19 protein-coding genes, 1 tRNA gene and 2 pseudogenes are annotated in these 26,149 nt (G+C 66.1%); 8 read left to right on the top strand and 14 right to left on the bottom strand.

Annotated features, from left to right (window positions below):
- Positions 1-78 precede the first annotated feature (78 nt).
- On the top strand, positions 79-1,503 hold the full coding sequence (locus tag ACAM57_RS16655) for a hypothetical protein (RefSeq protein WP_369658214.1): 1,425 nt from the start codon (positions 79-81) through the stop codon (positions 1,501-1,503).
- 9 nt (positions 1,504-1,512) lie between these two features.
- Here ACAM57_RS16655 and ACAM57_RS16660 read toward each other — a convergent pair whose 3' ends face one another.
- The 12 genes and pseudogenes from ACAM57_RS16660 to ACAM57_RS16715 form a co-directional block, all read right to left on the bottom strand.
- Entirely contained in the window at positions 1,513-2,430 is a 918-nt protein-coding gene (locus ACAM57_RS16660; RefSeq protein ID WP_369658215.1) for a DMT family transporter, read from the bottom strand.
- A 46-nt stretch (positions 2,431-2,476) separates the two neighbouring features.
- Positions 2,477-4,314 (bottom strand): annotated as a pseudogene (gene typA, locus ACAM57_RS16665) (translational GTPase TypA).
- Positions 4,311-5,266, bottom strand: a pseudogene (truB, locus tag ACAM57_RS16670) (tRNA pseudouridine(55) synthase TruB). Before truB ends, typA begins: the two co-directional pseudogenes overlap by 4 nt.
- A 2-nt stretch (positions 5,267-5,268) precedes the next feature.
- Positions 5,269-5,640, bottom strand: a complete 372-nt coding sequence (gene rbfA, locus ACAM57_RS16675) for a 30S ribosome-binding factor RbfA (RefSeq protein ID WP_019652808.1) — start codon at positions 5,638-5,640, stop codon at positions 5,269-5,271.
- 117 nt (positions 5,641-5,757) lie between these two features.
- Positions 5,758-8,721 (bottom strand): translation initiation factor IF-2, encoded by a 2,964-nt coding sequence (infB, locus tag ACAM57_RS16680; protein ID WP_184638108.1) that lies wholly within the window; start codon positions 8,719-8,721, stop codon positions 5,758-5,760.
- Positions 8,722-8,745: 24 nt separating this feature from the next.
- Positions 8,746-10,239, bottom strand: coding sequence for a transcription termination factor NusA (gene nusA / locus ACAM57_RS16685; RefSeq protein WP_184638110.1), 1,494 nt, complete (start codon positions 10,237-10,239; stop codon positions 8,746-8,748).
- Positions 10,240-10,255: 16 nt separating this feature from the next.
- Positions 10,256-10,900 carry a ribosome maturation factor RimP gene (gene rimP / locus ACAM57_RS16690; protein WP_126019526.1) on the bottom strand — a complete coding sequence of 215 codons (645 nt, stop codon included), beginning with the start codon at positions 10,898-10,900 and terminating at the stop codon, positions 10,256-10,258.
- 191 nt (positions 10,901-11,091) lie between these two features.
- Positions 11,092-12,300 (bottom strand): YbfB/YjiJ family MFS transporter, encoded by a 1,209-nt coding sequence (locus ACAM57_RS16695; protein ID WP_369658216.1) that lies wholly within the window; start codon positions 12,298-12,300, stop codon positions 11,092-11,094.
- Between the two features lie 19 nt (positions 12,301-12,319).
- On the bottom strand, positions 12,320-13,981 hold the full coding sequence (locus tag ACAM57_RS16700) for an ABC transporter ATP-binding protein (protein ID WP_369658217.1): 1,662 nt from the start codon (positions 13,979-13,981) through the stop codon (positions 12,320-12,322).
- Positions 13,981-15,039 carry an ABC transporter permease gene (locus tag ACAM57_RS16705; RefSeq protein WP_240650478.1) on the bottom strand — a complete coding sequence of 353 codons (1,059 nt, stop codon included), beginning with the start codon at positions 15,037-15,039 and terminating at the stop codon, positions 13,981-13,983. Before ACAM57_RS16705 ends, ACAM57_RS16700 begins: the two co-directional genes overlap by 1 nt.
- A complete protein-coding gene (locus ACAM57_RS16710; protein WP_126019520.1) occupies positions 15,032-16,045 on the bottom strand; it encodes a microcin C ABC transporter permease YejB in 1,014 nt (337 codons plus the stop codon). Before ACAM57_RS16710 ends, ACAM57_RS16705 begins: the two co-directional genes overlap by 8 nt.
- Positions 16,046-16,102: 57 nt before the next feature.
- The gene (locus ACAM57_RS16715; RefSeq protein ID WP_260319275.1) at positions 16,103-17,911 is read right to left on the bottom strand and encodes an extracellular solute-binding protein; all 1,809 of its coding nucleotides are present in this window, start codon (positions 17,909-17,911) and stop codon (positions 16,103-16,105) included.
- 61 nt (positions 17,912-17,972) lie between these two features.
- Here ACAM57_RS16715 and fabI point away from each other — a divergent pair, with 61 nt between their 5' ends.
- Both fabI and ACAM57_RS16725 read left to right on the top strand, forming a co-directional pair.
- The gene (gene fabI / locus ACAM57_RS16720; protein ID WP_126019517.1) at positions 17,973-18,755 is read left to right on the top strand and encodes an enoyl-ACP reductase FabI; all 783 of its coding nucleotides are present in this window, start codon (positions 17,973-17,975) and stop codon (positions 18,753-18,755) included.
- A 70-nt stretch (positions 18,756-18,825) separates the two neighbouring features.
- Positions 18,826-19,668: a DNA ligase gene (locus ACAM57_RS16725; protein WP_369658218.1), complete on the top strand. Its 843-nt coding sequence runs from the start codon at positions 18,826-18,828 to the stop codon at positions 19,666-19,668.
- 50 nt (positions 19,669-19,718) lie between these two features.
- On the opposite strand, the gene ACAM57_RS16730 is transcribed toward ACAM57_RS16725, so the two are convergent.
- Entirely contained in the window at positions 19,719-22,025 is a 2,307-nt protein-coding gene (locus tag ACAM57_RS16730) for an arginine/lysine/ornithine decarboxylase (protein WP_126019512.1), read from the bottom strand.
- A 229-nt stretch (positions 22,026-22,254) separates the two neighbouring features.
- Between ACAM57_RS16730 and ACAM57_RS16735 the strand changes: the two genes are divergently transcribed.
- From ACAM57_RS16735 to ACAM57_RS16755, 5 genes are all read left to right on the top strand, one after another.
- The gene (locus ACAM57_RS16735; protein ID WP_126019510.1) at positions 22,255-22,680 is read left to right on the top strand and encodes an NfeD family protein; all 426 of its coding nucleotides are present in this window, start codon (positions 22,255-22,257) and stop codon (positions 22,678-22,680) included.
- 40 nt (positions 22,681-22,720) lie between these two features.
- Positions 22,721-23,665, top strand: a complete 945-nt coding sequence (locus ACAM57_RS16740) for an SPFH domain-containing protein (RefSeq protein WP_369658219.1) — start codon at positions 22,721-22,723, stop codon at positions 23,663-23,665.
- Between the two features lie 25 nt (positions 23,666-23,690).
- Positions 23,691-23,781, top strand: a tRNA-Ser gene (locus ACAM57_RS16745).
- 180 nt (positions 23,782-23,961) lie between these two features.
- Positions 23,962-24,318 (top strand): hypothetical protein, encoded by a 357-nt coding sequence (locus tag ACAM57_RS16750; RefSeq protein WP_126019505.1) that lies wholly within the window; start codon positions 23,962-23,964, stop codon positions 24,316-24,318.
- A gap of 90 nt (positions 24,319-24,408) precedes the next feature.
- Complete coding sequence (locus ACAM57_RS16755) at positions 24,409-24,798, top strand: response regulator (RefSeq protein ID WP_126019503.1); 390 nt, start codon at positions 24,409-24,411, stop codon at positions 24,796-24,798.
- Between the two features lie 84 nt (positions 24,799-24,882).
- Here the strand turns inward: ACAM57_RS16755 and ACAM57_RS16760 are convergent, their stop codons facing one another.
- On the bottom strand, positions 24,883-26,100 hold the full coding sequence (locus ACAM57_RS16760; protein WP_126019500.1) for a branched-chain amino acid ABC transporter substrate-binding protein: 1,218 nt from the start codon (positions 26,098-26,100) through the stop codon (positions 24,883-24,885).
- Positions 26,101-26,149: the final 49 nt, after the last annotated feature.

The raw sequence follows: 26,149 nt of genomic DNA on the forward strand, positions 1-26,149 counted from the left end.
AAACGCCGGCTCCCGCCGGCGTTTTTCTTGCCGGTTCCCCCGGTACGGGGCCGGCGCCGCACACGGCAGAATCCCCGCATGACTCCCGACGCCAATCCGGACGCGTTCCGCGCCCTGCTGAACCATGGCCTGATCAGCGATGCGCAGCACGGCGCCGTGCTCGCCCACCCCGAGACCGCCGCACTCCCTCCGCTGCCGAGCCCGGCCCATGCACTGGCATGGATGCGCGTGCGCGGCCTCGTCACCGAGGCAGAACAGAACGCCGCGGTCGACCGTATCGACGAGGACGCCCCGCACTGGGACGACGCCACCGACACAGCCATCGACGCCGACGACCTCTTCGAACTCGCGGAACAGGGAATCACGCACGAAGCCGTCGAATCGCTCTGCAAGGACTCCCTGATCGACGCCGAGACGCGCGACATGGCGCTGATAGAAACGCCCGTCGTGGGCACCGTGCCCGCCTCCCCCATCGCCACGCTGGCCTGGCTGGCCACGGAAGGTCCGCTCGAAAGAGAGCGCTTCGACGCCCTGCGTGCCCAGGTCGCGGCCGAGCCGGCCTTTGCCACGGCCGTCGAGCGCGTGCGCATCGTGGCCGGCGCGCAGGCACTCATCGAGGCGGACGAGCAGGCCGTGAAGGCATGGCAAGCGCGCCAGAAACGCACCAGCCGCATCGGCGCGCTGAAGTTCGCCGTAGCGGTGGCGGTGATCGGCGGCGGGATCGGCTGGTATGCCTTCGCTCCGGCCAGCGTGCCCGCCTGCGATGCCGCGTCCACCCGAAAGACGCTCGACAGCCTCATGCGCCGCGTGAGCATGGACGTGCGCATGCGCCGCCTCGATCCCGACGCGGGAGCCGTGATCGAAACGCCCACCGTCGGCGGCATGCGCGAAGTCGGCTACCGCAAGCCGGAGCGCATCCGCGGCTGCACCGCGGTCATGACCCAGGGCGACAGCAGGGAGCCGATGGCCTACACCATCGGCCCCACCGAACCGAAGGGCGACGACATGGTGGTGCGAGGCGCGGATGTGGCCATCGTCGAGGCCCGCTTCGGGAATCTCGACGCCGACGGCCGGCCGCTCTACAACGCCGAGCCCATCGGCCGCGAGGCGATGGAAAAGGCTTTCCGCGAAGGCGCGGCGCCGCTCGGCGCCGCGCGGATGGCCTCGGCCGCGCGCATGCGCCCGCGCACCGACTCCGGCCTCGTGCGCAAGGACCCCAACCGTTCGCGCGCGATTGCCGAGATTGAGCCCACCGGCCCCTGCCGAAAGCTGGAGGACGGCACGGGCCATGCCTGCCCGCTGGTCGTCGAATACAACGACAGCCTGATGAGCGCTCTTTCCGGCAGCGACAGCTCGCTGCCGGTCAAGGGTGAATTCACCTTCGTGGAAGACGACAACGGCGGCTGGCGCGTGGGCGACGATTTCGCCCAGACCTTCATGCGCAAGGTGCTCGAGGCGCGCATGGGCAGCATCGGCGTGCCGAATCCAAGCCTGCGGCAGTAGCGAAAAAAGTCAGTGCGCGCCCGGCACCGCGGTGTCGGCAACGGCGGTGCGCCGTCCGCGCAGCGCCAGGAGCTCGTTGAACACAAGGGCGCCGATCACCAGCGCGCCGCCGGCCAGCACGCTTGGCGCGGGTTGTTCGCCTGCACCGATCCAGGCCAGCGCGATGCCGAAGATCACTTCCAGCAAGGCCAGCAGCGCGACCTCGGGCGCCTTCAGCACCTGGGCGCACAGCACCGAGAGCACGCACGGAATGGCGAGCTGGAACACGCCCAGGAAAGCCAGCAGCCCGAGATCATGCGCGCCGGCCCGGAACGGCCACGCCAACGGGAGCGTGAAGAGCGCCGTGATCACCGCGCCGATGAGCACCGCCGGCACCAGGTCAATCTTGTGCCCCTTGGCCTGAGCGTGCTGAACCACGGTCCAGTTCGCCGCGCCCGCCAGCGGTACGCACAGCGCAAGCAGCGTGCCGGCCAGCGACCCGCCACCGCCTGCCATCAGCTGCGTGCCATACATCCAGCCGATGCCCGCCCCCGCGACCACGATGGCCAGCCAGGTACGCGCCGGCAGCCGGTGCCCAATGAAGAATCGCGCCGCCAGCGCCGTGAACAGCGGCCCGAGCGACATGGTGACCAGCACGCTGGCCGTCGAAGCCAGCGTGAGCGCGACCATGAAGGCCGTGAACATCACGGCCCAGCACGCGCCGGAGATCCAGATCTCGCGCCCGCCGCGGCGCAATTGGGAGAACACGGCGCGTCCGCGCCAAAGCGGCAGGATCACCAGCAGCGCCAGCGTCGTGAAGAGGCTGCGCCAGAAGGTGATCTCGAAGCTGTGCGCCTGCGTCAGATGCCGCGTGACGACGCCCGCCGTGCCCCACATCAGGGTCACGACGACCATCAGCCAGACGGCGCCGCCGTGCGTCAGGCGCATGGAGAGAGAAGAAAAAGAACAGTGCCTTGCGAGCGGCCGTTCGATCTCAGCCCTGCATCAGGTCGCGGCTGGCGCGCTTGCGCTCGTGCTCCTTCAGGAAGCGCTTGCGCAGGCGCACGCTCTTGGGCGTGATCTCGACCAGCTCGTCGTCCTCGATGAATTCCACGCCGTATTCGAGCGTGAGTTCGATCGGGGGCGTGATCTTGACCGCGTCTTCCTTGCCCGAGACGCGGAAGTTCGTCAGCTGCTTGGTGCGCGTGGCGTTCACCACCAGGTCGTTGTCGCGGCTGTGGATGCCGACGATCATGCCTTCATACACCGGGTCGTTCGCCTTCACGAACATGCGGCCGCGGTCGTCCAGCTTGCCCAGCGCGTAGGTGAAGATTTCACCGTCGTCCATCGAGATCAGCACGCCGTTCTTGCGGCCGCCGATGTCGCCCTTGTGCGGCTCGTAGCTGTCGAAGATGTTGCTGATGAGGCCCGAGCCGCGCGTGAGGTTCAGGAACTCGTTCGTGAAGCCGATCAGGCCGCGCGCCGGAATGCGGTATTCGAGGCGCACGCGGCCGCGGCCGTCCGGTTCCATGTTGACCAGTTCGCCCTTTCGCTCGCCCAGTGCCTGCATCACGCCGCCCTGGTGGCCTTCCTCGATGTCGGCCGTCACCAGCTCGATCGGCTCATGGCGCTCGCCGTCGATTTCGCGGAACACCACGCGCGGCTTGGACACGGCCATTTCGTAGCCTTCGCGGCGCATGTTCTCCAGCAGGATGGTCAGGTGCAGTTCGCCGCGGCCCATCACTTCGAACACGCCCTCTTCGCTGGTCTCGTTCACGCGCAGAGCGACGTTGTGCTGCAGTTCCTTCTGCAGGCGGTCCCAGATCTGGCGGCTGGTGACGTACTTGCCTTCGCGGCCGGCCAGCGGGCTGGTGTTGACGCAGAAGTTCATCGTCAGCGTCGGCTCGTCGACCTTCAGCATCGGCAGAGGAGCCGGGTTGGCCGGGTCGGTGACGGTCACGCCGATGCCGATGTCGGCAATGCGTTGATCAGCACGATCTCGCCCGGACCGGCTTCGGTGGCCTGCACGCGGTCCAGGCCCTGGAAGGTCAGCACCTGGTTCACGCGGCCCTTGATGGTCTTGCCATCGGGGCCTTCCATGACCAGCACGTCCATCATGGGCTTGAGCGTGCCCTGGCTGATGCGGCCCACGCCGATGCGGCCGACGAAGGTCGAGAAGTCGAGCGCGGAAATCTGCAGCTGCAGCGGCGCGGCCGGGTCGCCCTTCTGCGAGGGCACGTGCTTCAGGATGGTGTCGAACAGGGCCGACATGTCGGGGCCCCACTGCTCGCCCTGCGCGCCTTCTTCCAGCGAGGACCAGCCGTTGATGCCCGAGGCGTACACCACCGGGAAGTCGAGCTGTTCGTCGGTCGCGCCGAGCTTGTCGAACAGATCGAAGGCGGCGTTGACCACCTTGTCGGGGTTGGCGCCCGGCTTGTCGACCTTGTTCACCACCACGATGGGCTTCAGGCCCAGCGCCAGCGCCTTCTTGGTCACGAAGCGGGTCTGCGGCATCGGGCCTTCCTGGGCGTCGATGAGCAGCAGCACGCCGTCGACCATCGAGAGAGCGCGCTCCACCTCGCCGCCGAAGTCCGCGTGGCCGGGGGTGTCGACGATGTTGATGTGGGTGCCCTTCCAGCTCACGGCGCAGTTCTTGGCCAGGATAGTGATGCCGCGTTCCTTTTCGATCGCGTTGTTGTCCATCACGGTGTCGACCACTTTTTCGTGCTCGGCGAAGGTGCCCGACTGGCGCAGCAACTGGTCGACCATCGTGGTCTTGCCATGGTCAACGTGGGCAATGATGGCGATATTGCGGATTTGCTTGGTACTCATGGTGTCGCTTCGGTCTGTTGTGCGTTCAAAAGAATTTGCTGGATTTCGATGGGGTTCAGCAAGCGCCCCGGAATCAGTTCGCCGGCCTTGACGTGGGCCGTGCCGAGAAAAGCCGGCGGCTGGGCGCCGAAGACGGCCACCTCGTCCGCATCGGCCCAGCCCCGCGGCGGCGCAGGCCCGAAAGAAAGCGTGCCGCATCTTCCGTGCCCAGCGTGACGCGGCTGTGGCCGCCCACGAGCGATTCGGCCGGCAGGAGCTGCGCGAGGCGCTCCTCCTCGTCCATGGCCTCCAGCGCCTCGATGGTGACGCACTGGGCCTCGGCGAAGCCGCCGGTCGCGACGCGCCGCAGCGAGCTCAGGTGCGCGCCGCAGCCGAGCGCCTCGCCGATGTCTTCGCCGAGCGTGCGGATGTAGGTGCCCTTGCTGACGGACGCGAGGATGCGGACGGTGTCGGCGTCGATCACCCGGATCTCGAGTTTGTGGATGACCACGTCGCGCGGCGCCCGCTCGACCTCCACGCCTTCGCGGGCGTACTCGTACAGCGCCTTGCCGTCTTTCTTGAGCGCGCTGTGCATCGGCGGCACCTGGCGGATCGGACCGGTGAACTGCGCCTCAACGCGTGCCAGGTCCTCAGGGGTGACATGGACCGGGCGCCGGGAAACAACCTCGCCCTCGGCATCGCCGGTGGACGTCTTCACGCCAAGGCGTGCCGTGGCCACGTAGGTCTTGTCGGCGTCCAGGTGCAGCTGGCTGAACTTGGTGGCGGCGCCGAAGCACAGCGGAAGTACGCCGGTGGCCAGCGGGTCGAGCGTGCCGGTATGGCCCGCCTTCTCGGCGCGCAGCAGCCACTTGGCTTTCTGCAAGGCCTGGTTGCTGGAGAAACCCAGCGGCTTGTCGAGCAACAACACCCCATGCACAGGGCGCCGCTGCACCCTTGTGCGTGGCGCGTTCATGGCTAGTCGTCTTTCGAGCGCGAAGCGACGGCTTGTGCGATGAGCGCGTTCATGTCGGCCGCACGCTCGGTGGTGCGGTCGAACACGAAGTGCAGCGTCGGCACGGTGTGGATATGCAGGCGCTTGAACAAGCCGTTGCGCAGGAAGCCTGCGGCCTGGTTCAGAGCCTCGGTCGTTTCGGCCACGTCGCCCGTGAGCAGGCTGAAGAACACCTTCGCATGCGCGTAGTCGGGCGTGACCTCGACGGCCTGGAGCGTGACCATGCCCACGCGCGGGTCCTTCAACTCGCGCGCGATCAACTCCGTCAGATCACGCTGGATCTGGTCGGCGACCTTGAAGGCGCGGTTGGGAGCGGCTGCTTTTTTCTTGGGCATTTGATAAATCACTAGCGTCGCGAGATCGGGCTCAGTGCAAGGCGCGCCGTCGCAGACAGTACTTCAGTACGGCAAGACGGCTGCAACGCGGCAATGAGCCCGATATCGCGGCGCGCTTTACAGCGTGCGAGCGATCTCCTTGATCTCGAAGAATTCGAGCTGATCGCCCTCTTTGATGTCGTTGAAGTTCTTGAGCTTGATACCGCACTCGAAGCCTTCGCGGACTTCGCGCACGTCGTCCTTCATGCGCTTGAGCGAGTCGATCTCGCCGGTGTAGATCACCACGTTGTCGCGCAGCAGGCGGAAATGCGCACTGCGGTTGACAGAACCCGAGGTGATGTACGAACCCGCGACCGTACCGATCTTCGAGGCAACGAACACCGTGCGGATCTCGGCCGAGCCGATGATTTCCTCGCGGCGCTCCGGCGCCAGCATGCCCGACATCGCGACCTTGATCTCGTCCACGGCGTCGTAAATGATGCTGTAGTAGTTCAGCTGCACGCCGTTGCTCTCGGCCAGCTTGCGCGCACCGGCGTCGGCGCGCACGTTGAAGCCGATCACGACCGCCTTCGAGGCGATGGCGAGGTTGATGTCGCTTTCGCTGATGCCGCCAACGCCGGCGTAGACCACCTGCACCTTGACCTCGTCCGTCGCCAGCTTGAGCAGCGACTGCGACAGCGCTTCCTGCGAGCCCTGCACGTCGGCCTTGATGATGATGCGCAGCGTCTGCACTTCGCCCGCCGACAGGTCGGTGAACATGTTCTGCAGGTTCGCGGCCTGGGCCTTCGCCAGCTTGGTGTTGCGGAACTTGCCGGCACGGTAGGTGGCGATTTCCCGCGCACGGCGCTCGTCGCCCATCACCATGAACTCGTCGCCGGCCTGCGGCACTTCGGTCAGGCCCTGGATCTCGACCGGGATCGACGGACCCGCGGACTTGGTCGGCTTGCCGTCTTCGTCCAGCATGGCGCGCACGCGGCCGTAGGTCGAGCCGGCCAGCACCACGTCGCCGGTCTTCAGCGTGCCGGACTGCACCAGTACGGTGGCGACCGGGCCGCGGCCCTTGTCGAGTTGGGCTTCGATGACCAGGCCCTTGGCGGCGGCATCCACCGGCGCCTTGAGTTCCAGCACTTCGGCCTGCAGCAGCACCTGCTCGAGCAGGTCGTCGATGCCCTGGCCGGTCTTGGCCGACACGCCGACGAACGGAACGTCGCCGCCGTACTCTTCGGGCACGACTTCCTCGGCCACCAGTTCCTGCTTCACGCGGTCCAGGTTGGCATCGGGCTTGTCGATCTTGTTGATCGCGACCACGATCGGCACACCAGCAGCCTTCGCGTGCTTGATGGCTTCCTTGGTCTGGGGCATGACGCCGTCGTCGGCCGCCACCACCAGGATCACGATGTCGGTTGCCTGCGCGCCGCGGGCACGCATGGCCGTGAAGGCCTCGTGACCCGGGGTGTCGAGGAACGACACCATGCCGCGTTCGGTTTCCACGTGGTAGGCGCCGATGTGCTGCGTGATGCCGCCGGCTTCGCCCGCGGCGACCTTGGCGCGGCGGATGTAGTCCAGCAGCGAGGTCTTGCCGTGGTCGACGTGACCCATGACGGTCACGACCGGAGCGCGCGGCAGCGGCTCGGCGATCTGCGCCGACACGTCCTCGTCGGTGAAGGCTTCGGGGTCGTCCAGCGCGGCGACCACCGCGTTGTGGCCCATTTCCTCCACCAGGATCATGGCGGTGTCCTGGTCGAGCGACTGGTTGATGGTCGCCATCTGGCCCAGCTTCATCAGCTGCTTGATGACTTCCTGCGCCTTGACGGCCATCTTGTGCGCCAGTTCGGCCACGGTGATGGTTTCGGGCACGTGCACTTCGAGCACGCGTGCCTCGACCGGTGCGGCCGGCACGTGCTGCTCTTCATGGCCTCCGCGGTCGTTGCCACGGCGGCCGCGCGGGCCACCGCGCCAGTTGCTGCGGCCCACGCCGCCGCTGGCGTCGCCGCGGGTCTTGATTTCCTTCTTCTTGGCCGGATCGCCAGCCCAGCTCGACGAGAGCTTCGCGGACTTGACTTCCTTGCCGCTGCCGGGCGCGGCGGGAGCCGCTGCAGCGCCAGGAGCCGCGGGCGCACCCGCGCGCGCTGCCGGAGCGGTCGGCTTGTGCAGCGTGCCCTTGACGCCACCAGCCTTTTCGGCCTGCGGCTTCTCGGGCGCCTTGTGCGGCACCAGCACGCGGGCAGGCGCGTTCATCATGGCGCGGATGGCCTCGGCCTCGGCCAGGGCCTTGCGGCGGCGCTCGTCCAGATCGCGGGCGCGCGCGGCTTCTTCCTCGGCGCGGGCCTTGGATTCGGCGGCGGCCTTGGCCTTCGCGTCTTCCTTGGCCTGGGCGGCCTTCTGCTCGGCTGCTGCCTTTTCGGCAGCAGCAGCATCGGCGGCAGCATTGACCGCGGCAGCCGCAGGCGCAGGGGCAGCGACCGGTTTGGCGGCGGCAGCAGCAGCCGCGGCCGCAGCGGCAGCCTTCTTCTCGGCTGCTTCGGCGGCGGCGCGCGCAGCTTCCTGCTCGGCTTTTTCAGCCTTCTCGGCCTGCTCGCGTTCGCGTGCCTCGGCCTCCTCGCGCTGGCGGCGCTTCTCGGCCAGTTCTTCTTCTTGGCGGCGGATCAGTTCGGCCTGGCGGCGTGCCTCTTCCTCGCGGCGGGCCAGTTCGGCCTCGTCGATGCGAGGGGCCGCGGGAGCCGCAGCGGGCGCCTCGACGGCGGCAGGCGTCGTCTCGGAGGCGGCGGCCAGGTGGCCGTCGTCGCGCTGGATGAAGGTGCGCTTCTTGCGCACCTCGACCTGGATGGTGCGGGCGCGGCCGGTGGAGTCGGCCTGCTTGATCTCGCTGGTCGACTTCTTGGTCAGCGTGATCTTCTTGCGCTCGGGCTCGACAGTGCCGTGGCTGGCCTTCAGGTGGCCGAGCAGGCGCTGCTTGTCGGCCTCGGTGAGGGCGTCGGCGGCGGAAGCCTTGGGCACGCCTGCGCTCTTGAGCTGGTCAAGCAAGGTTTCGGGAGTCTTCTTGAGCTCGTTCGCGAACTCGGCGACAGTGGTACTGGACATATTGGTTTCGTGCCTCCATGACCGTCACTCTTGGCCGGCGAACCAGTGTTCGCGGGCCTTCAAGATGAGGGCTTTGGCGTCATCGGCGCTCTGGCCGGTGATCTCGGTGAGTTCATCGACCGCGAGGTCGGCAAGGTCGTCACGGGTGTTCACGCCCGCTTCGTGCAGCTTGGGAATCAGCTCGGGGTTCAGGCCTTCGAGGTCGCGCAGGTCCTGCGACACCGCGGACTGCGACTCGACGCCCTCTTCCTTGGCGATCTCCATGGTCAGCAGCGCATCCTTGGCACGCGCGCGCAGCTCGTTGATGGTGTCTTCGTCGAACGCCTCGATCTCCAGCATCTCGGAGATCGGCACATAGGCCACTTCCTCGAGGCTGTTGAAGCCTTCCGAGATGAGGATGTCGGCGATCTCCTCGTCGACGTCGAGCTTCTCCATGAAGAGCTTGCGGCTGGCGTCGGTTTCGCTCGCCTGCTTCTGGGCCGACTCGTTGGCGTCCATGATGTTGATCTTCCAGCCGGTAAGGTCGGAAGCCAGGCGCACGTTCTGGCCGCCGCGGCCGATGGCGATGGCGAGGTTCTCCTCGTCGACCACCACGTCCATGGCGTGCTTCTCTTCGTCGACCACGATCGACGACACGTTGGCCGGAGCCAGCGCACCGATCACGAACTGGGCGGGGTCTTCGCTCCACAGGACGATGTCCACGCGCTCGCCGGCCAGTTCGTTGGTCACGGCGTTGACGCGGGTGCCGCGCACGCCGACGCAGGTGCCGATCGGGTCGACGCGCTTGTCGTGCGAGAGCACGGCGATCTTGGCGCGCGAGCCCGGGTCGCGGGCGCAGCTCTTGATTTCGAGCAGGCCCTGCTCGATCTCGGGCACTTCCTGGCGGAACAGCTCGATCATGAACTCGGGCGCCGAGCGCGACAGGATGATCGGCGCGCCGCGCAGCGTCAGGTCGACCTCCATGATCATGGCGCGCACGCGGTCGCCGTTGCGCAGGTTCTCCTTGGCGATCATTTCGCTGCGGCGCAGACGGCCTTCGACGCGGCCGGCCTCGACGATGATGTCGCCCTTGTCCAGGCGCTTGACGGTGCCGACGAAGATCTTGTCGCCGCGCGACATGAAGTCGTTGAGCAGCATTTCGCGCTCCGCGTCACGGATCTTCTGCAGGATCACCTGCTTGGCGGCCATGGCGCCGATGCGGCCGATGGGCACCGAGTCGACGGCCTCCTCGATGTACTCGCCGACCTCGATGTCGGGCATTTCTTCCTTGGCTTCGAACAGCAGGATTTCCTGGTCGGGCAGCTGCAGGCCGGCCTCGTCGGGCACGACGTGCCAGCGGCGGAAGGTTTCGTAGTCGCCGCTGTCGCGATCGACCGAGACGCGGATGTCCACATCGCCCTGATGGAGCTTCTTGGTGGCCTGCGCCAGCGCGGACTCGACCGCGCCGAAGACCACGTCGCGCTCGACGTTCTTCTCGCGCGAGATCGCATCCACCAACATCAACATTTCGCGATTCATGCCACCACTCCTCTGGTCAGTCCGGAACCTGCGTTCCGTCGTCAATATCCGAAAAACCCGGCTGGGTTCTGGCCTTGCGGCCCTTGAAATCCACAATTGGCGCGAGCCGCGCCTCGCGCAGCTCGTCCAGCGCGAAGCCGAGCGCCTGCAGCGTTGCGGGCGCGCGCTTCTTGCTCACTTTTTGACCCGGCTTGGGCTCGGGCGCATCGCTCCAGACGATCTGCCAGCCCGGGGCGCCGGCGCCCTCTACCTGTGCGGCCCGCTCCAGCGTGCCGCGAAACTTCTTGCGGTTGGCCGCCACCTGGCCGGCCGCGGCGGCGCCCATCGGCGCCTTGAGCGTGATGTCGATCACCTCGCCCACGAAACGCTCGAAATCCTGCTCATTGCGAAGCGGCCGGTCAATACCCGGCGAGGACACCTCGAGCCGCTTGTAATCGACGCCATCGACCTCGAGCGCGAATTGCAGCTGGCGCGTGACCTTTTCGCAGTCCTCGACCGTGACGAAAGGTTCCGGCAGCCCTGCGGCCACAGCTTCGGAGGTGGGGGCTTTCCAGGGCAAATCAATCGTCACGCGCAGCAATCCCCCGGCCGAACGTTCGATCTCGACCAGGTCGTAGCCGAGGCCGGCCACGGTTTGTTCCACTACTTGCTGCAATGCCACGTGTTCGAAAGTGCCTTTTTAAATGCCCGGCCCTGCCATCCGCCCGCCACGGATGCCAGATAGCCATGAATGAAAGCCCGGAATGGATGGACCAAAAAAAACGGGCGGTTGGTACCCGCCCGTTTGGTCGTGAGCCTCGAATTATATGCTATTTGCGCAATTAATGAAGGGCTTCCAAGCGCCCTGACACGCTATTGGGGGGGCCCCACGGCCGCGCGGCGCGATTTGAACCAGACGAAGGCGAATAGCACCGCCCCGAGCGCCAACGCAGCCGCCGCAACCAGCAAGGGCAATTGGAACGACCCGGTCCGCTGCGCCAGCGGCGCGGCGAACAGCGGCCCGACGATCTGCCCCACCCCGTACGAGGCCGTCGCATAGCCGATCAGCCCCGCCGCCGCGTTGCCGCGCAGCCGGCGCGCATCCCGCATCGCAAAAAGAGTGATGGCGGTGAACGGCATGCCCAACAGCAGGCTGCCCAGAGCGAACCCAGGAATGCTGGGCCATGCCACCGAAAGCACCACGCCCAGCGCCTGCAGCGCGTAGGCCACAGCCAGCAGCAGCCGGTTGTCCCAATGCGCAGGGGCACGGGCGCCGATCAACGCGCCCGGAATGATGGCCGCCCCGAACAGCGGCCAGAAGAAATCCGGCCAGGACGACCCCGGCAGCGCCTGCCGGGCGATCACCGGCAGGAAAGTGGCCGTGATGATGTAGCCGAAGCCCGCCAGTCCGTAGAGCACGACCAGCCAGATCGCGTCGCTGCGGTCGTCCGGCCCGGCAATGCGGGCCGCCGCAGCCGGCGCCGGAGCCGCCGCACCGCCGGCCGGCGCAATTTCGCCGTCGTCGAACACCCGCCAGATCAGGGCGATCAGCACCACCGCGAGGATGCCCAGCCCGATCCAGCCCGCGTCCGAGCCCCACCGCCCCAGCGCACCGCCCAGCAGCCCGGTCATGGCGATGCCTATCCCCGGCCCCGTATAGATCACTCCGGCCAGCGTCGGCGCATTCGTCTCCGCCAGCCGGCGCAGCCCCCAGCCCGAGGCGAAGACGAAGACCCAGGCGCTCATCACGCCCGCCGCCGTGCGCAACACGCCCCAACTCGCGAAGCTGTGCAGCAGCCCCATGCCCACCAGCAGCGCGGCCGTGGCCAGCAGGCCGCCGCGCACCATGCTCGATGCCTTGATGCCGATCGCCGCGCAGCTCACGGCGCCGAGGAAGTAGCCCAGGTAGTTGAGCGACGCCAGCACCCCGCCGGCAGCCAACTCGAGCTTTCCTTCGTGCAGCATGATGGGCAGCATGGGCGTGAAGGCGAAGCGCCCCAGGCCCATCGCCACCGCGAGGGTGACCATGCAGGCAAGCGCCGCGCGCCATGCACCGCGCCGGTCACGTCCGATTTCCGACATTCTTCTTGCAGTCTCCGTCTTATTCCAGCAGCGCGGCGGCCACCAGCTTCTTCGTATAGGGGTGCTCGGGCGCGTCCAGCACCTGTTCGACCCGCCCGGTTTCGAGGATGGCGCCGTCCTTCATCACGATGACGTTGTGCGCCATCGCACGGATCACCTCCACGTCGTGCGTGATCAGCAGGTAGCTCAACCCCCGCTCACGCTGCAGCCGCTGCAGCAGGCCCAGCACCTGCTTCTGGATCGTGACGTCGAGCGCGCTCGTGGGCTCGTCGAGCACCAGGAGTTGCGGATCGACGATCAGCGCCCGGGCGATCGCCAGCCGCTGCCGCTGCCCGCCCGAGAACTCGTGCGGATAGCGATCAAGCAGCGCCGGAAACTGCGCCTCCGTCAGGCCGACGTCGGCCAGCGCGGCCAGCGCACGCGCGCGGCGCGCCTCGACTCCCAGCTCCGGCGCATGCACCCGCAGCCCTTCGCCCACGATCTGCTCCACCGTCATGCGCGGAGAAAGCGAGGAGAACGGATCCTGGAACACCACCTGCATCACCCGGCGCAGCGCCAGGTCGGAGGCCCGGTCCATCGCCCAGCCCTTGCCGACGACCGTGAGCGCGCCCTTGTGCTTCAGCAATCCCAGCGCTGCCAGCGCCAGTGTCGATTTGCCCGAGCCCGACTCGCCGACCACGCCCAGCGTCTCGCCGGGCGCGATGCGGAAATCGGCGCCCTGCACCGCCACGAATTCGCCCTTGCCGAACCAGCCGGCAAAACCCGGTTTCGGCACCGGATAGCTCACGCGCAGCGCCTTCGCCTCGATCAGCGGCGACGTGCCGGCGTTCACGGCCACGGCTGCCACGTCACGCTCGGGATGGCTGTCGATCAGCTTGCGCGTGTAGGGATGCTGCGGCGCCTCGAACACCGAGGCCACCCGGCCATGCTCGACGATGCGGCCGCCTTCCATGACCACCACGCGATCGGCGAAGCGGCGCACCAGGTTCAGGTCGTGCGTGATGAGCAGCACCGCCATGCCGTGCTTGCGCTGGAGGTCGGCGAGCAGGTCGAGGATCTGCGCGCGCACGGTCACGTCGAGTGCGGTGGTCGGCTCGTCGGCCAGCAGCAGGCGCGGCTTGCAGGCGAGCGCCATGGCGATCATCGCGCGCTGGCGCTGGCCTCCCGAGAGCTGGTGCGGAAACGCCCTGGCCCGCCGCGCCGGCTCGGGAATGCCCGTATCGGCCAGCAGCTGGACCGCCGCCGCCTGCGCCTCCCGTTTCGAGAGGCCCTCGTGCAGCTCGAGCACCTCGGCGATCTGGTCGCCCACGGTGTAGAGCGCGTTCAGCGCGGTCATCGGCTCCTGGAAGATCATGGCGATCTCCTTGCCGCGGATGCCGCGCAGTTGACGCTCGGGGATCGACAACAGGTCGCGCGACGCCTGCTGTTTCTGCTCCTTCTGCCCGTTGCCGAAGAGCCGGGCGCTGCCCGAAAGCTCGGCGTTCTGCACCAGCCGCAGTAGCGACAGTGCGGTGACGGTCTTGCCCGAGCCCGATTCGCCGACGAGCGCAAGCTTCTCGCCCGCGGCCATCCGGAAGTCGATGCCGTGCACCACCTCCTTGCCGCCGAAGGCGATGCGAAGGCCATCCACTTCGAGAAGAGGCTGCCGATTGCCGGCGGATTGTTGTGCGTCGCTGCTCATCACTTATCGGCCTTCCGGGGATCGAGAGCGTCGCGCAGGGCGTCGCCCATGAAGGTCAGCAGCATGAGCGTGACGACCAGCACAACGAAGGTCGACAGCGAAATCCACCAGGCATCGATGTTGCCCTTGCCCTGGCTCAGCAACTCGCCCAGCGACGGCGTACCGGGCGGCACGCCGAGCCCGAGGAAGTCGAGCGAAGTCAGCGCAAGGATCGCCGCGCTCATGCGAAACGGCAGGAAGGTAACGACCGGCACCATGCTGTTGGGAAGGATGTGACGCCACATGATCTGCAGGTTGCCCACGCCGAGCGCCCTTGCCGCGCGCACGTAGTCCATCTGCCGGTTGCGCAGGAACTCGGCACGAACGTAGTCGGACAGCCCCATCCAGCCGAACAGGCTCAGCAAAATCAGCAGCAGCGCCACGCTGGGCGTGAAGATCGCGCTGAAGATGATCAGCAGGTACAGCTCCGGCATCGCGCTCCATATCTCGATCAGTCGCTGGAAGGTCAAATCGGTCTTGCCACCGAAGAAGCCCTGTACCGCGCCGGTCGCAACGCCCAGCACCACGCCGATCACCGTGAGCGCCAGCGCGAACAGCACGCTCACGCGGAAACCGTAGATCAGCTGCGCCAGCAGGTCACGCCCCCGCTCGTCCGTGCCGAGCAGGTTTTCGCCCGAGGGCGCCGCGGGGTTCGGCGGCTTCGAGAAGTAGTTGAGCGTGCTGGGACCGTAGCGGTTGGGCGCGTAGATCGCCCAGTTGCCGCCCTGCGTAATGCGCTGCTCGATGAATGGATCGAGGTAGTCGGTCGGCGTCTCGAAATCGCCGCCGAAGGTTTTCTCGGAATAGTCGCGCAGTACAGGGAAATAGGTCTGCCCCTCGTAGCGCACGATGAGCGGCTTGTCGGTGGACAGCACGTCGGCGAAAAGGCTCAGCACCACAAGCGCCGAGAAGATCACCAGGCTCCAGAACCCGAGCGGATTGCGGCGAAAGCGGCGCCAGGCGCGGCGCCCCGGGCTCACCGACACCACGGCGGGTGCTTCGTTCTTCTTGTCAGTCAAACTTCACCCTCGGATCGACCCAGACATAGCAGAGATCGGAGATGAGCTTGGTCACCAGTCCGATCAGCGTGAACAGATAGAGCGTGCCCAGGAACACCGGGTAGTCGCGCCGCAGAACGCTCTCGTAGCTCAGAAGGCCCATGCCGTCGAGCGAGAACAGCGTCTCGATCAGGAGCGCACCCGCAAAGAAGGCGCCGATGAACGCCGCCGGGAAGCCAGTGATGATCGGAATCAGCGCATTGCGCAGCACGTGCTTCCACAGGACCTGGCGCTCGGCCAGCCCCTTTGCGCGCGCCGTCAGCACGTACTGCTTGCGGATTTCCTCCAGGAAGGAATTCTTGGTGAGCATCGCGGTGATCGCGAAGCTGCCGAGCACCATCGCCGTGACCGGCAGGGTGATATGCCACAGGTAATCGACGATTCGCGCGCCCCAGCTCAGCGACTCCCAGTTCGGCGAGGTCAGCCCGCGCAACGGGAACCACTGGAGCTGGCCGCCGAAGATCACCAGTAGCGCCACGCCCAGCACGAAGCCCGGAATGGCATAGCCGACCAGCACCAGAAGCGTGGTCAGGAAGTCGAAGCGCGAACCAGCGCGCACCGCCTTTGCCACGCCGAGCGGCACCGCTATGAGGTAGCTGATGAAGAAGGTCCAGAGCCCGAGGCTGATGGAGACTGGCAGCTTCTCCTTGATGAGCTGCCATACGTCCTTGCTCTGGAAGAAGCTCTTGCCCAGGTCGAAGCTGGCGAACTGCTTGAGCATCTGCCAGAAACGCTCCGGCGCCGGTTTGTCGAAGCCATAGAGCGCCTTGATTTCCGCCACCTGCCTGGCATCGAGGGCGCGCCCGGCGGGACCGCCGGAGATGCGGTTCTCCTTGTTCGTCAGCTGCGACAGCAGTTGCTCGGCGGGGCCGCCCGGAACGAACTGGACAATGATGAAATTGATCAGCAGCACCCCGAACAGCGTGGGAATGATCAGCAGAAGGCGTCTGAGGAGGTAGGCGGCCATGCGGTCTGGTCTGCTCGTGTCTCGGTTTGCTTATGGGTTGCTGGTCCGTCCGCCCGGCTACTTCGCGGCGGGGTCGATCCACCACATCGTCAGCATCGCCGAGCCGGCGAGCAGGCGCTGCGGCAGCGGGGCCTCCGGCCGGCGCAGCTTGCGCTTGTGGGCAATGAAATACTGCTTGCCGTAGTACATCGGGATCACGTAGTTCTGGTGGAGCAAGTAACGGTCCAGCAAGCGCGCGCCAGCGGCAAGCGACTTGCGGTCGGGGGAGTTGACGATCACCTCCAGGATCTCATCGATCACCGGATCGCTGATGCCGCCAAGGTTTTGGCTGCCCTTCTCGTTGGCCGACTTGGAGCCGAAGTCGTCGAAGAGCTCGTTGCCCGGGCTCGACGAGCCACCGGCGATGTTGATGGCCATGTCGAACTCGAGGTCGTCCTGCTTCTTCTTCAGCAGGCTCGGATCGCGAAGGCGGTAGTCGAGCGTGATCCCGAGCTTGGCGAGGTTGCGCGCGTAAGGCGCGAGCACCACGCCCGAGCTTCGATCCGCGATGTCGAAGTTGATGACGAAGGGCGTGCCGTCCTTGTCGCGCAGGGCGCCGTTCCTGTAGGTCCAGCCCGCCTCCCGCAGCAGTTCCTGCGCGCGCACGAGGTTGCGGCGCAGGCCCTCGGCCGTGTCTCCGCTTGCGGCCGGGCGCGGCAGCTCGCCCCTGGTGTTGTCGATGTAGCGCTGCCTGTTTTTCAGGTGATCCATGAGCGCCTGCTCTTCCGGAGTGACATCGGGCTGCGCCATCAGGTCGTCACTGTTCTGGAAGTAGCTCGTGGTGCGCGCCCGGCGCCCATAGAACAGATGCTGGTTGAGCCAGTCGAAGTCGAAGGCCAGCGCGAGTGCCTGACGCACGCGCATGTCCTGGAAGCGGGGCTGCCGCAGGTTGGGCACCAGGCCCTGCATGCCGGTGAAGCGGCGGTGCGAGATCTCTTCCTTGATCAGCTCGCCGGAGTCGAAGCGGCGGCCCTTGTAGCGACGCACCCAGGCGATGATCGAGCCCTCTTCCATCGCGTCCAGCGAGCCGGCCTTGAGCGACTCTTCCTCGCCGAGCTTGTCCTTGAAGTACTGGTAGGACACCGAGCCGAAATTGAACATGCCCTTGCGTACCGGCAGATCGGCGGCCCAGTAGTCCGTCCGCCGGCGGTACGAGATGTACTTGCCGAAATCGACCTTGTCCACCACGTAGGGCCCGCTGGCGATCGGCGGCTCGCTCACGATCTGGTCGAAGGGCTTGCCCTTGCCCCAGGCGCTGGAGAACACCGGCAACTGGCCGATGATCATGTGCAACTCGGAGTTCTGGCGCTTGAAATCGAAGCGGATCGTGCGCTCCCCGACCACCACGGCGTCCTTGATGTCCACCCAGTAGGAGCGGAAGGTCGGGCCGGCCTGCTTGCTCATCAGGGTGTCGAAGGAGTACTTCACGTCCTTCGCGAGCACAGGGGAACCGTCGGAGAACTTCGCTTTCGGGTTCAGGCGGAAGGTGACGCTCAGGCGGTCCGGCGCCAGCTGAACGTCCTCGGCGAGCAGGCCGTAGTTGGAGAAGGGTTCATCCTCGCTGGGCGTCATCAGCGAGTCGAAGACCAGGCCGTACTCGGAAAACACGAAACCGTTGGAGCTGTAGCCCATGCCCACCGGCGGCACACCCCTGAGCGTGAACGGATTGAGCTTGTCGAAGCTCCCGCTGGACGACAGGACCAGGTCGCCGCCCTTGGGGGCGTCGGGGTTCACGTAGTCGAAATTCTTGAAGGACGCCGGGTACTTGGGCTCGTAGCCCATGCCCAGACCGTGTGCCGCCCACGAGGTGGGCGCCAAGAGAGCCATCGTCAGAAGCAGCCAACCTCGCATGCGAGAATTCTGCCCAAGATTTTCACAAGGCAACCCCATGGGCTTTCTTTCGGGCAAGAAACTGCTGATCACCGGTGTACTGAGCAATCGCTCCATTGCTTATGGCATTGCCAAGGCCTGTCACGACCAGGGCGCGGAGCTCGCCTTCAGCTACGTCGGCGAGCGATTCAAGGACCGTATCACCGAATATGCCGCAGACTTCGGCTCGAAGCTGATTTTCGACTGCGACGTGAGCGACGACGCCCAGATCGACAAGCTCTTCGCCGACCTCGCCCAAACCTGGCCCAAGTTCGACGGCTTCGTGCACAGCATCGGCTTCGCGCCGCGCGAATCCATCGCGGGGGACTTCCTCGACGGGCTCTCGCGCGAGGGTTTCAAGGTCGCGCACGACATCAGCGCCTACAGTTTCCCGGCCATGGCCAAGGCGGCCCTGCCCTACCTCAACGACAAGTCGGCCCTGCTCACGCTGACCTACCTGGGTGCCGAGCGCGCGCTGCCCAACTACAACACCATGGGCCTGGCCAAGGCTTCGCTCGAAGCCTCGGTGCGCTACACGGCCGCCTCGCTGGGCCCGAAGGGCATGCGCGTCAACGGCATCAGCGCGGGCCCGATCAAAACGCTGGCGGCCAGCGGCATCAAGGGCTTCGGCAAGATGCTGGCGGCCGTGGCCGACGCATCGCCGATCCGGCGCAACGTGACCATCGAGGAAGTGGGCAACGTCGCCGCCTTCCTGCTGAGCGACCTGGCCAGCGGCGTGACTGCCGAGATCACCTACGTGGACGGCGGCTTCAGCAACGTGGTCGGAGGCATGGCCGAGTAGCCCGCCCAACGCCCACCAAGACGGGCCGCGCAAGCGGCCTTGCTTTTTTTGCTCTCTATTTCATAGCATCGTGTTGAACCGCCGCTCCCTGCTGCTTGCCGCTTTCGGCCTGGCCATCGCGCCGGCCGCGCTCGCGCGCGAGCCCGCGCCGCCGCTGATGCTGGCCGAGACCTACCGCCGGGACATGTCGCTGGCGGACTACTGGGTCAGCGAGAAGTACGACGGCGTGCGCGCCTTCTGGGACGGCAGGCAGCTCTGGACGCGCGGCGGCGAGCGCATCGTCGCCCCGGCATGGTTCACCACTCCACTGCCGAAGCAGCCGCTCGACGGCGAGCTCTGGGCCGGCCGGGGCCGGTTCGCGCACGCGGTGTCGACCGCACGCAACCAGACGCCCAACGACATCGCCTGGCACGAGATGCGCTACATGGTCTTCGACCTGCCTGCGCAGCCCGGCGACTTCACGACGCGGCTGGCTGCCTTGCGCAGGCTGCTGCCCATCACCGACGCGCCGTGGGTCGTGCCCGTGCCACAGGAGCGCGCCACCACGCACGAAGCCCTGCAGGCGCTGCTCGACAAGACGGTGAAGATGGGCGGCGAAGGCCTGATGCTCCACCGCGGGGCTTCGCTCTACAAGGGCGAACGTGGCAACGACCTGCTCAAGGTCAAGCCCTACGAGGACGCCGAAGCCCGAGTGATCGAGCACCTGCCCGGCAAGGGCAGGCACAGCACCCGGCTGGGCGCGCTGGTGGTCGAGACGCCCGAAGGCAAACGCTTCAGGCTCGGCACCGGCCTGACCGATGCCGAGCGAGAGAATCCGCCCGCCATCGGCACCTGGGTGACCTACCGCTACAACGGCCTGACCGCCAAGGGCCTGCCCCGCTTCGCACGCTTCATGCGGGTGCGCGAAGGCTGATTGGCCGGCTGCTGGGCTGGCCAATCAGCCCTGATCAGCCCTCTCGCCCCTTACCTGGATTCCTTGACGCAGTCCGCGTAGTAGCGCTTCTTGCCCGTCTCGTCGACGCGCGCCACGAGGCCGTGGATGTCGGTCTCGAAGCCCGGGCACTGCGTGTTGAACTCGCGCGAGAACTTGAGGTAGTCGACGATCTTCTTGTTGAACACCTCGCCCGGGATCAGCAGCGGAATGCCCGGCGGGTACGGCGTGATCAGGCTGGTGGTGATGCGGCCCTCGAGGTCGTCGATTTCCACGCGCTCGGTCTTGCGGTGCGCGATGTGGGCGAAGGCGTCGCTGGGCTTCATGGCCGGCGTCAGGTCGCTCAGGTACATCTCGGTCGTGAGGCGGGCCACGTCGTAGCGCGCGTACAGCTGGTGGATGTGCTGGCACAGGTCGCGCAGGCCCAGGCGTTCGTAACCGGGGTGCTGCTGGCAGAACTCCGGCATGATGCGCCACATCGGCTGGTTGCGCGCGTAGTCGTCCTTGAACTGCTGCAGCGCAGTCAGCAGCGTGTTCCAGCGGCCCTTGGTGATGCCGATGGTGAACATGATGAAGAAGCTGTAGAGGCCGGTCTTCTCCACGATCACGCCGTGCTCGGCAAGGAACTTGGTCACGACGCTGGCCGGGATGCCGGTCTCGGCGAAGTTGCCTTCGAGGTCCAGGCCCGGCGTGACGATGGTCGACTTGATCGGGTCGAGCATGTTGAAGCCGTCGGCCAGCTCGCCGAAGCCGTGCCAGTTGCGCGACGAGTTCTTGCCCTTGCCGGTCTTCTGCTGGCCGTTCTTCTCGCCGTGCATGATCCAGTCTTCGGCACGGCCGATGCCCTCTTCGACGAGCTTCTCGGGGCCCCAGACCTTGAACCACCACTCGTCCTTGCCGAACTCCTCCTCGACCTTGCGCATGGCGCGGCGGAAGTCCAGCGCCTCGAGGATGCTCTCTTCCACCAGCGCGGTACCGCCGGGCGGCTCCATCATGGCGGCGGCCACGTCGCAGCTCGCGATGATCGCGTACTGCGGGCTGGTCGACGAGTGCATCAGATAGGCCTCGTTGAAGAGGTCGCGGTCGAGCTGGCGGTTCTGCGAGTCCTGCACCAGCACATGGCTGGCCTGGCTGATGCCGGCCAGCAGCTTGTGGGTGGACTGCGTGGCGAACACCAGCGACTCCTTCGGACGCACCCGGCGCTTGCCCATCGCGTGGTAGGCGCCGTAGAACGGGTGGAAGGCCGCGTGCGGCAGCCATGCCTCGTCGAAGTGCAGCGTGTCGACGTAGCCGTCGAGCATGTTCTTGATGGTTTCGGTGTTGTAGATGACGCCGTCGTAGGTCGACTGCGTGAGCGTCATCACGCGCGGCTTGACCTTGTCGGCGTCCACGTCGGCCAAGAGCGGGTTGGCCTTGATCTTGGCCTTGATGGCGCTCTGCTCGAACTCGCTCTTCGGAATGGGGCCGATGATGCCAAAGTGGTTGCGCGTGGGCTTCATGAACACCGGAATCGCGCCGGTCATGATGATCGCGTGCAGGATCGACTTGTGGCAGTTGCGGTCGACCACCACCACGTCGCCCGGCGCCACCGTGTGGTGCCACACCATCTTGTTGCTGGTGCTGGTGCCGTTGGTCACGAAGAAGCAGTGGTCGGCGTTGAAGATGCGCGCCGCGTTGCGCTCGCTGGCCGCCACAGGGCCCGTGTGGTCGAGCAGCTGGCCCAGCTCTTCCACGGCGTTGCAGACGTCGGCGCGCAGCATGTTCTCGCCGAAGAACTGGTGGAACATCTGGCCCACGGGGCTCTTCAGGAAGGCCACGCCGCCCGAGTGGCCCGGGCAGTGCCACGAGTAGGAGCCGTCTTCCGCGTAGTCGATCAGCGCCTTGAAGAACGGCGGCTGCACGCTCTCGAGGTAGCTCTTGGCCTCGCGGATGATGTGGCGCGCCACGAACTCGGGGGTGTCCTCGAACATGTGGATGAAGCCATGCAGCTCGCGCAGGATGTCGTTGGGCAGGTGCCGCGAGGTCTTTGTCTCGCCGTAGATGTAGATCGGTACGTCGGCGTTCTTGCGCCGCACTTCGCCGATGAAGGTGCGCAGGTTCAGCACGGCCGGGTCGAGGTCGGGGCCGATGGTGAACTCCTCGTCGTCGATCGACAGGATGAAGGCGCTGGCGCGGCTTTGCTGCTGGGCGAACTGGCTCAGGTCGCCGTAGCTGGTGACGCCCAGCACCTCGAAACCTTCCGTCTCGATGGCCTGCGCGAGAGCGCGGATGCCGAGGCCCGAAGTGTTTTCGGAGCGGAAGTCCTCGTCGATGATGACGATGGGAAAGCGGAATTTCATGAGCGGGGCTCCGGACGGTCAGGCTGGAAAGGACACACAGGGCAATGTAGCGAGGCGCGAAGTGTACGGAATTCGGATGACGGATCCGGTCAGCTTCGCGCAAGACATCCGGTGCCGTCGGACAAGACCGGTTTTTCCCTTTCCTGCCCAGTATCCCTACGTAGGACAAGCGCTTGGATCGGATGCCTCAGAATGGCGCGCATCGAACAAGCAAAAACGAGGAGTCGACATGGCAAATTCCACTGTCTGGTGGCTGATCGCGGGGGCGGCCATCGTGCTCGAACTGCTCTCGGGCACCGTCTATCTCCTGCTGCTGGCGGCGGGCTTCGCGGCTGCGGCGATCTCCGCGCACCTGGGCTTCGGCACCGTCACTCAGCTGATCGTGGCGGCCGTCATCGGCGTGGGGGCCGTGCTGGTCTGGTACACGATCCAGCGCAGGCGCCCCCCTGCCCCGCCCACCGAAGCCAACCGCGACGTGAACCTCGACATCGGCGAGAGCGTGCAGGTCGATGCCTGGAACGCCGACGGCACGGCGACCGTGCGCTACCGGGGCGCTCAGTGGACGGTGGTCCAGCGTGCGGGGCGTACGCCTTCCACCGGCGAGCATCGCGTGGTCGAGGTGGTCGGCAGCCGGCTGGTGGTCGACAAGGTTTAGTCAGTCAGTCGTAGGTAGAACTCAGAAAAGGAAGCGCACCATGGAATTTTCGGTACCCCTCATCATCCTGGTCATCGCGATCATCTTCATCAGCCAGTCGGTCAAGTTCGTGCCGCAGCAGAACGCCTGGATCCGCGAGCGGCTGGGCAAGTACCACGGCACGATGACGCCCGGCCCCAACTTCCTGATCCCGTTCATCGACCGGGTGGCCTACAAGCACAGCCTGAAGGAAATCCCGCTCGACGTGCCCAGCCAGATCTGCATCACGCGCGACAACACGCAGCTGCAGGTCGACGGGATCCTGTACTTTCAGGTGACCGACCCGATGCGTGCCAGCTACGGCTCGTCGAACTACATCGTGGCCGTGACGCAGCTCGCCCAGACCTCGCTGCGCAGCGTGATCGGCAAGCTGGAACTCGACAAGACCTTTGAGGAACGCGATGTCATCAACGCCCAGGTGGTGGCGGCGATCGACGAGGCGGCGCTGAACTGGGGCGTGAAGGTGCTGCGCTACGAGATCAAGGACCTGACGCCGCCGAAGGAAATCCTGCAGGCGATGCAGCGCCAGATCACCGCCGAGCGCGAGAAGCGCGCGCTGATCGCGGCTTCGGAAGGCCGCCGCCAGGAGCAGATCAACATCGCCACCGGCGAGCGCGAGGCCTTCATCGCCCGTTCCGAGGGCGAGAAGCAGGCGCAGATCAACAACGCCCAGGGTGAGGCAGCGGCCATCACGGCGGTGGCAGCGGCGACGGCGGATGCCATCGAGCGGGTGGCGGCCGCCATCCGCCAGCCGGGCGGCGAGCAGGCCGTGCAGCTCAAGGTGGCCGAGCGCGCCGTCGACGCCTACGGCAAGGTCGCGGCCGACTCCAAGACCACGCTGATTGTGCCGAGCAACATGACCGAGACCGCCTCGCTCATCGCTTCGGCGATGCGGATGGTGCAGGCCGGCAAGTCTTCGGCGCAAGGTCAGGCGAATCAGGGCTGATCTGACTGCTACAATCGTGGGCTTCGGAGCGGTGGATGAGCGGTTTAAGTCGCACGCCTGGAAAGCGTGTGAGGGTTAATAGCCCTCCGCGGGTTCGAATCCCGCCTGCTCCGCCAGAGAAACAAGAAGCCCAGGTTGCCCAAAGCACCTGGGCTTTTTTGTTTTTGCCATCCGGGTCGCGCCCTCGGCTTGAAAGGCAATGCGTTGCTTTGCAACAACCAGCCATGGCCTCCCGAGCCCCTCGTCTGGCAGTACGATCCAAAGGTTCTACTTCCAAGCCCCCCTAAGGAACTCCGATGGCCGGAAAACCCAAAAACCCGCCGCGCGGCACCACAACGCTGGACCACACCCTCGAGAAGAGCGAGCAGGTGGCCGCCGAAGTGCAGCGGGCATCGGACAACCTCGCCGTGGTGAACACGGTGCTCGAGCAGGAGCTGCCCGAGGAAGTGCAGGTCGGCGAGGTGGCGCAGGCCATCGAGCACACCAGCCAGCTGGAGGAAAAGCTGGCCCAGTCTGCCGAGAAGCTCGCCGAGGTGAATGCGGCCCTGAGCGAGGAAATCGAGAAACGGCTCGAGGTGACGGCCGAGCGCGACGAAAGCCAGGCGCTGGCCGAGAAGCTCAAGGCGAAGATCCGCGCCGAGGGTTCGGACTGACGGGGCGGCGCACCGCGTCCATATCCTTTCTCCTACGCGTGGGCAGCGTCAGGCACGCTACGCTATTCGTTCTCAAAGCGAAACCACGGCATGGCCCTCATCACGTTCCTCGTCGAGGACAACAAGACCATCAGGGACAACCTGGTCCCGGCACTCGAGGATTTGGTCAATGGCCGTGTGGTCGGCTTCGCCGAGACCGAGAGCGACGCCCTCGCTTGGCTCGCTGCGCATCCCGACGACTGGCAACTGCTCATCGTCGACCTGTTCCTGAAGGAAGGCTCTGGCCTCGGCGTGCTCGGCGGCTGCAAGGAGCGCAAGCCCAGCCAGCGGGTCGTGGTCCTCAGCAACTACGTGACGGCCGACATCCGGGCGCGCTGCACCGCCTTGGGCGCCGACGCGGTGTTCGACAAGTCGCGGGACCTCGACGCCTTCATCGAATATTGCAACGCCAACCGTCCGTCTGGCCTGGCGCCGCTCTGACGCCACTCTGATCCACAGCCCCCGCAAACAGAGCGGGAATGAAAAAGGGCCCGAAGGCCCTTTTCTCTTTTCGGCTGGAGCGAATCAACGCACCACGGCGATCTGGGTACGCGCACCACCCTTGTAGGTGTACAGCGTCAGGGCGCCGTTCTTGATGTCGCCCTTCTCGTCGAAGGCGATTGGGCCGGTCACGCCCTTGTACTGGACCTTGCCGACTTCGGGCAGGTACTTGGCGGGGTCGGACGAACCGGCCTTCACCATGGCTTCTGCCAGCACGTTGACCGCGTCGTACACGTACGGTGCATAGATCTGCACGTCCACGCCGTTCTTGGTCTTGAACTTGGCCTTGAAGTCTTCCAGGGGCTGCTTGAAGTCGCCGTCGACGCCGCCGGCTTCAGCGCACACCACCATGTCTTCGCCGATGGCATCGCCAGCCAGCTTCGGCAGTTCGCCGGTGCACAGGCCGTCGCCGCCCATGAACTTGACGTTCAGGCCGAGTTGCTTGACCTGCTTGAGCATCGGGCCGCCCACGGCGTCCATGCCGCCGAAGAACAGGACGTCGGGCTTGGCAGCCTTCAGCTTGGTCAGGATGGCGTTGAAGTCGGTCGACTTGTCGGTGGTGAACTCGTGGCCCACGATGGTGGCGCCAGCTGCCTTGGCCGACTTCTCGAATTCTTCTGCGACGCCCTGGCCGTAGGCGGTGCGGTCGTCGATCACGGCGATGTTCTTGCCCTTGAGCGTTTCGACGGCGTACTTGCCCAGCGTGCCGCCGAGTTGCGTGTCGTCAGCCACGACGCGGAAGGTGGTCTTGAAGCCCTGGCGGGTGTACTTCGGGTTGGTTGCCGAAGGCGAGATCTGCGGAATGCCAGCGTCGCTATACAGCTTGGAGGCGGGGATGGTGGTGCCGGAGTTCAGGTGACCGACAACGCCATTGACCTTTTCGTCCACGAGCTTCTGGGCGACGGCCGTGCCCTGCTTCGGGTCGCCAGCATCGTCTTCGGGAACCAGTTCGAACTTGGCGACCTTGTCGCCGATCTTGATGCCCTTTGCATTCAGGTCTTCGATGGCCATCTTGGCGCCGAACTCGTTGTCCTTGCCGAGGTGGGCGATGGGACCGCTGGTAGGTGCCACGTGACCGATCTTGACGACCAGGGTGTCTCCGGCAGGTGCGGGTGCAGGCGCAGCAGCCGGGGCCGCGGCCGTTGGCGCGGGCGCTGCCGCAGGGGCAGCGGCTTCTTCCTTCTTGCCGCAAGCCACAAGCGTGATTGCAGCCAGTGCGACCGCAGTCCATTTCAATTGCATGGGAACCTCCAGAACTTGGATGAAAAGAATAAAAACACCGGTCGTGTGA

This window comes from Variovorax sp. V15 (assembly GCF_041154425.1).
Classification (GTDB): domain Bacteria; phylum Pseudomonadota; class Gammaproteobacteria; order Burkholderiales; family Burkholderiaceae_C; genus Variovorax; species Variovorax guangxiensis.

Bases quoted from the DNA above. Each gene is read 5' to 3' on its own strand.
- nusA (WP_184638110.1), bottom strand. From the start codon at position 10,239: ATGAATCGCGAAATGTTGATGTTGGTGGATGCGATCTCGCGCGAGAAG.
- fabI (WP_126019517.1), top strand. From the start codon at position 17,973: ATGGGCTTTCTTTCGGGCAAGAAACTGCTGATCACCGGTGTACTGAGC.
- ACAM57_RS16710 (WP_126019520.1), bottom strand. From the start codon at position 16,045: ATGGCCGCCTACCTCCTCAGACGCCTTCTGCTGATCATTCCCACGCTG.
- ACAM57_RS16715 (WP_260319275.1), bottom strand. From the start codon at position 17,911: ATGGCTCTCTTGGCGCCCACCTCGTGGGCGGCACACGGTCTGGGCATG.
- ACAM57_RS16750 (WP_126019505.1), top strand. From the start codon at position 23,962: ATGGCCGGAAAACCCAAAAACCCGCCGCGCGGCACCACAACGCTGGAC.
- ACAM57_RS16735 (WP_126019510.1), top strand. From the start codon at position 22,255: ATGGCAAATTCCACTGTCTGGTGGCTGATCGCGGGGGCGGCCATCGTG.
- ACAM57_RS16695 (WP_369658216.1), bottom strand. From the start codon at position 12,300: ATGTCGGAAATCGGACGTGACCGGCGCGGTGCATGGCGCGCGGCGCTT.
- rbfA (WP_019652808.1), bottom strand. From the start codon at position 5,640: ATGCCCAAGAAAAAAGCAGCCGCTCCCAACCGCGCCTTCAAGGTCGCC.
- ACAM57_RS16730 (WP_126019512.1), bottom strand. From the start codon at position 22,025: ATGAAATTCCGCTTTCCCATCGTCATCATCGACGAGGACTTCCGCTCC.
- infB (WP_184638108.1), bottom strand. From the start codon at position 8,721: ATGTCCAGTACCACTGTCGCCGAGTTCGCGAACGAGCTCAAGAAGACT.
- ACAM57_RS16740 (WP_369658219.1), top strand. From the start codon at position 22,721: ATGGAATTTTCGGTACCCCTCATCATCCTGGTCATCGCGATCATCTTC.
- ACAM57_RS16700 (WP_369658217.1), bottom strand. From the start codon at position 13,981: ATGAGCAGCGACGCACAACAATCCGCCGGCAATCGGCAGCCTCTTCTC.
- ACAM57_RS16660 (WP_369658215.1), bottom strand. From the start codon at position 2,430: ATGCGCCTGACGCACGGCGGCGCCGTCTGGCTGATGGTCGTCGTGACC.
- ACAM57_RS16655 (WP_369658214.1), top strand. From the start codon at position 79: ATGACTCCCGACGCCAATCCGGACGCGTTCCGCGCCCTGCTGAACCAT.
- ACAM57_RS16760 (WP_126019500.1), bottom strand. From the start codon at position 26,100: ATGCAATTGAAATGGACTGCGGTCGCACTGGCTGCAATCACGCTTGTG.
- ACAM57_RS16755 (WP_126019503.1), top strand. From the start codon at position 24,409: ATGGCCCTCATCACGTTCCTCGTCGAGGACAACAAGACCATCAGGGAC.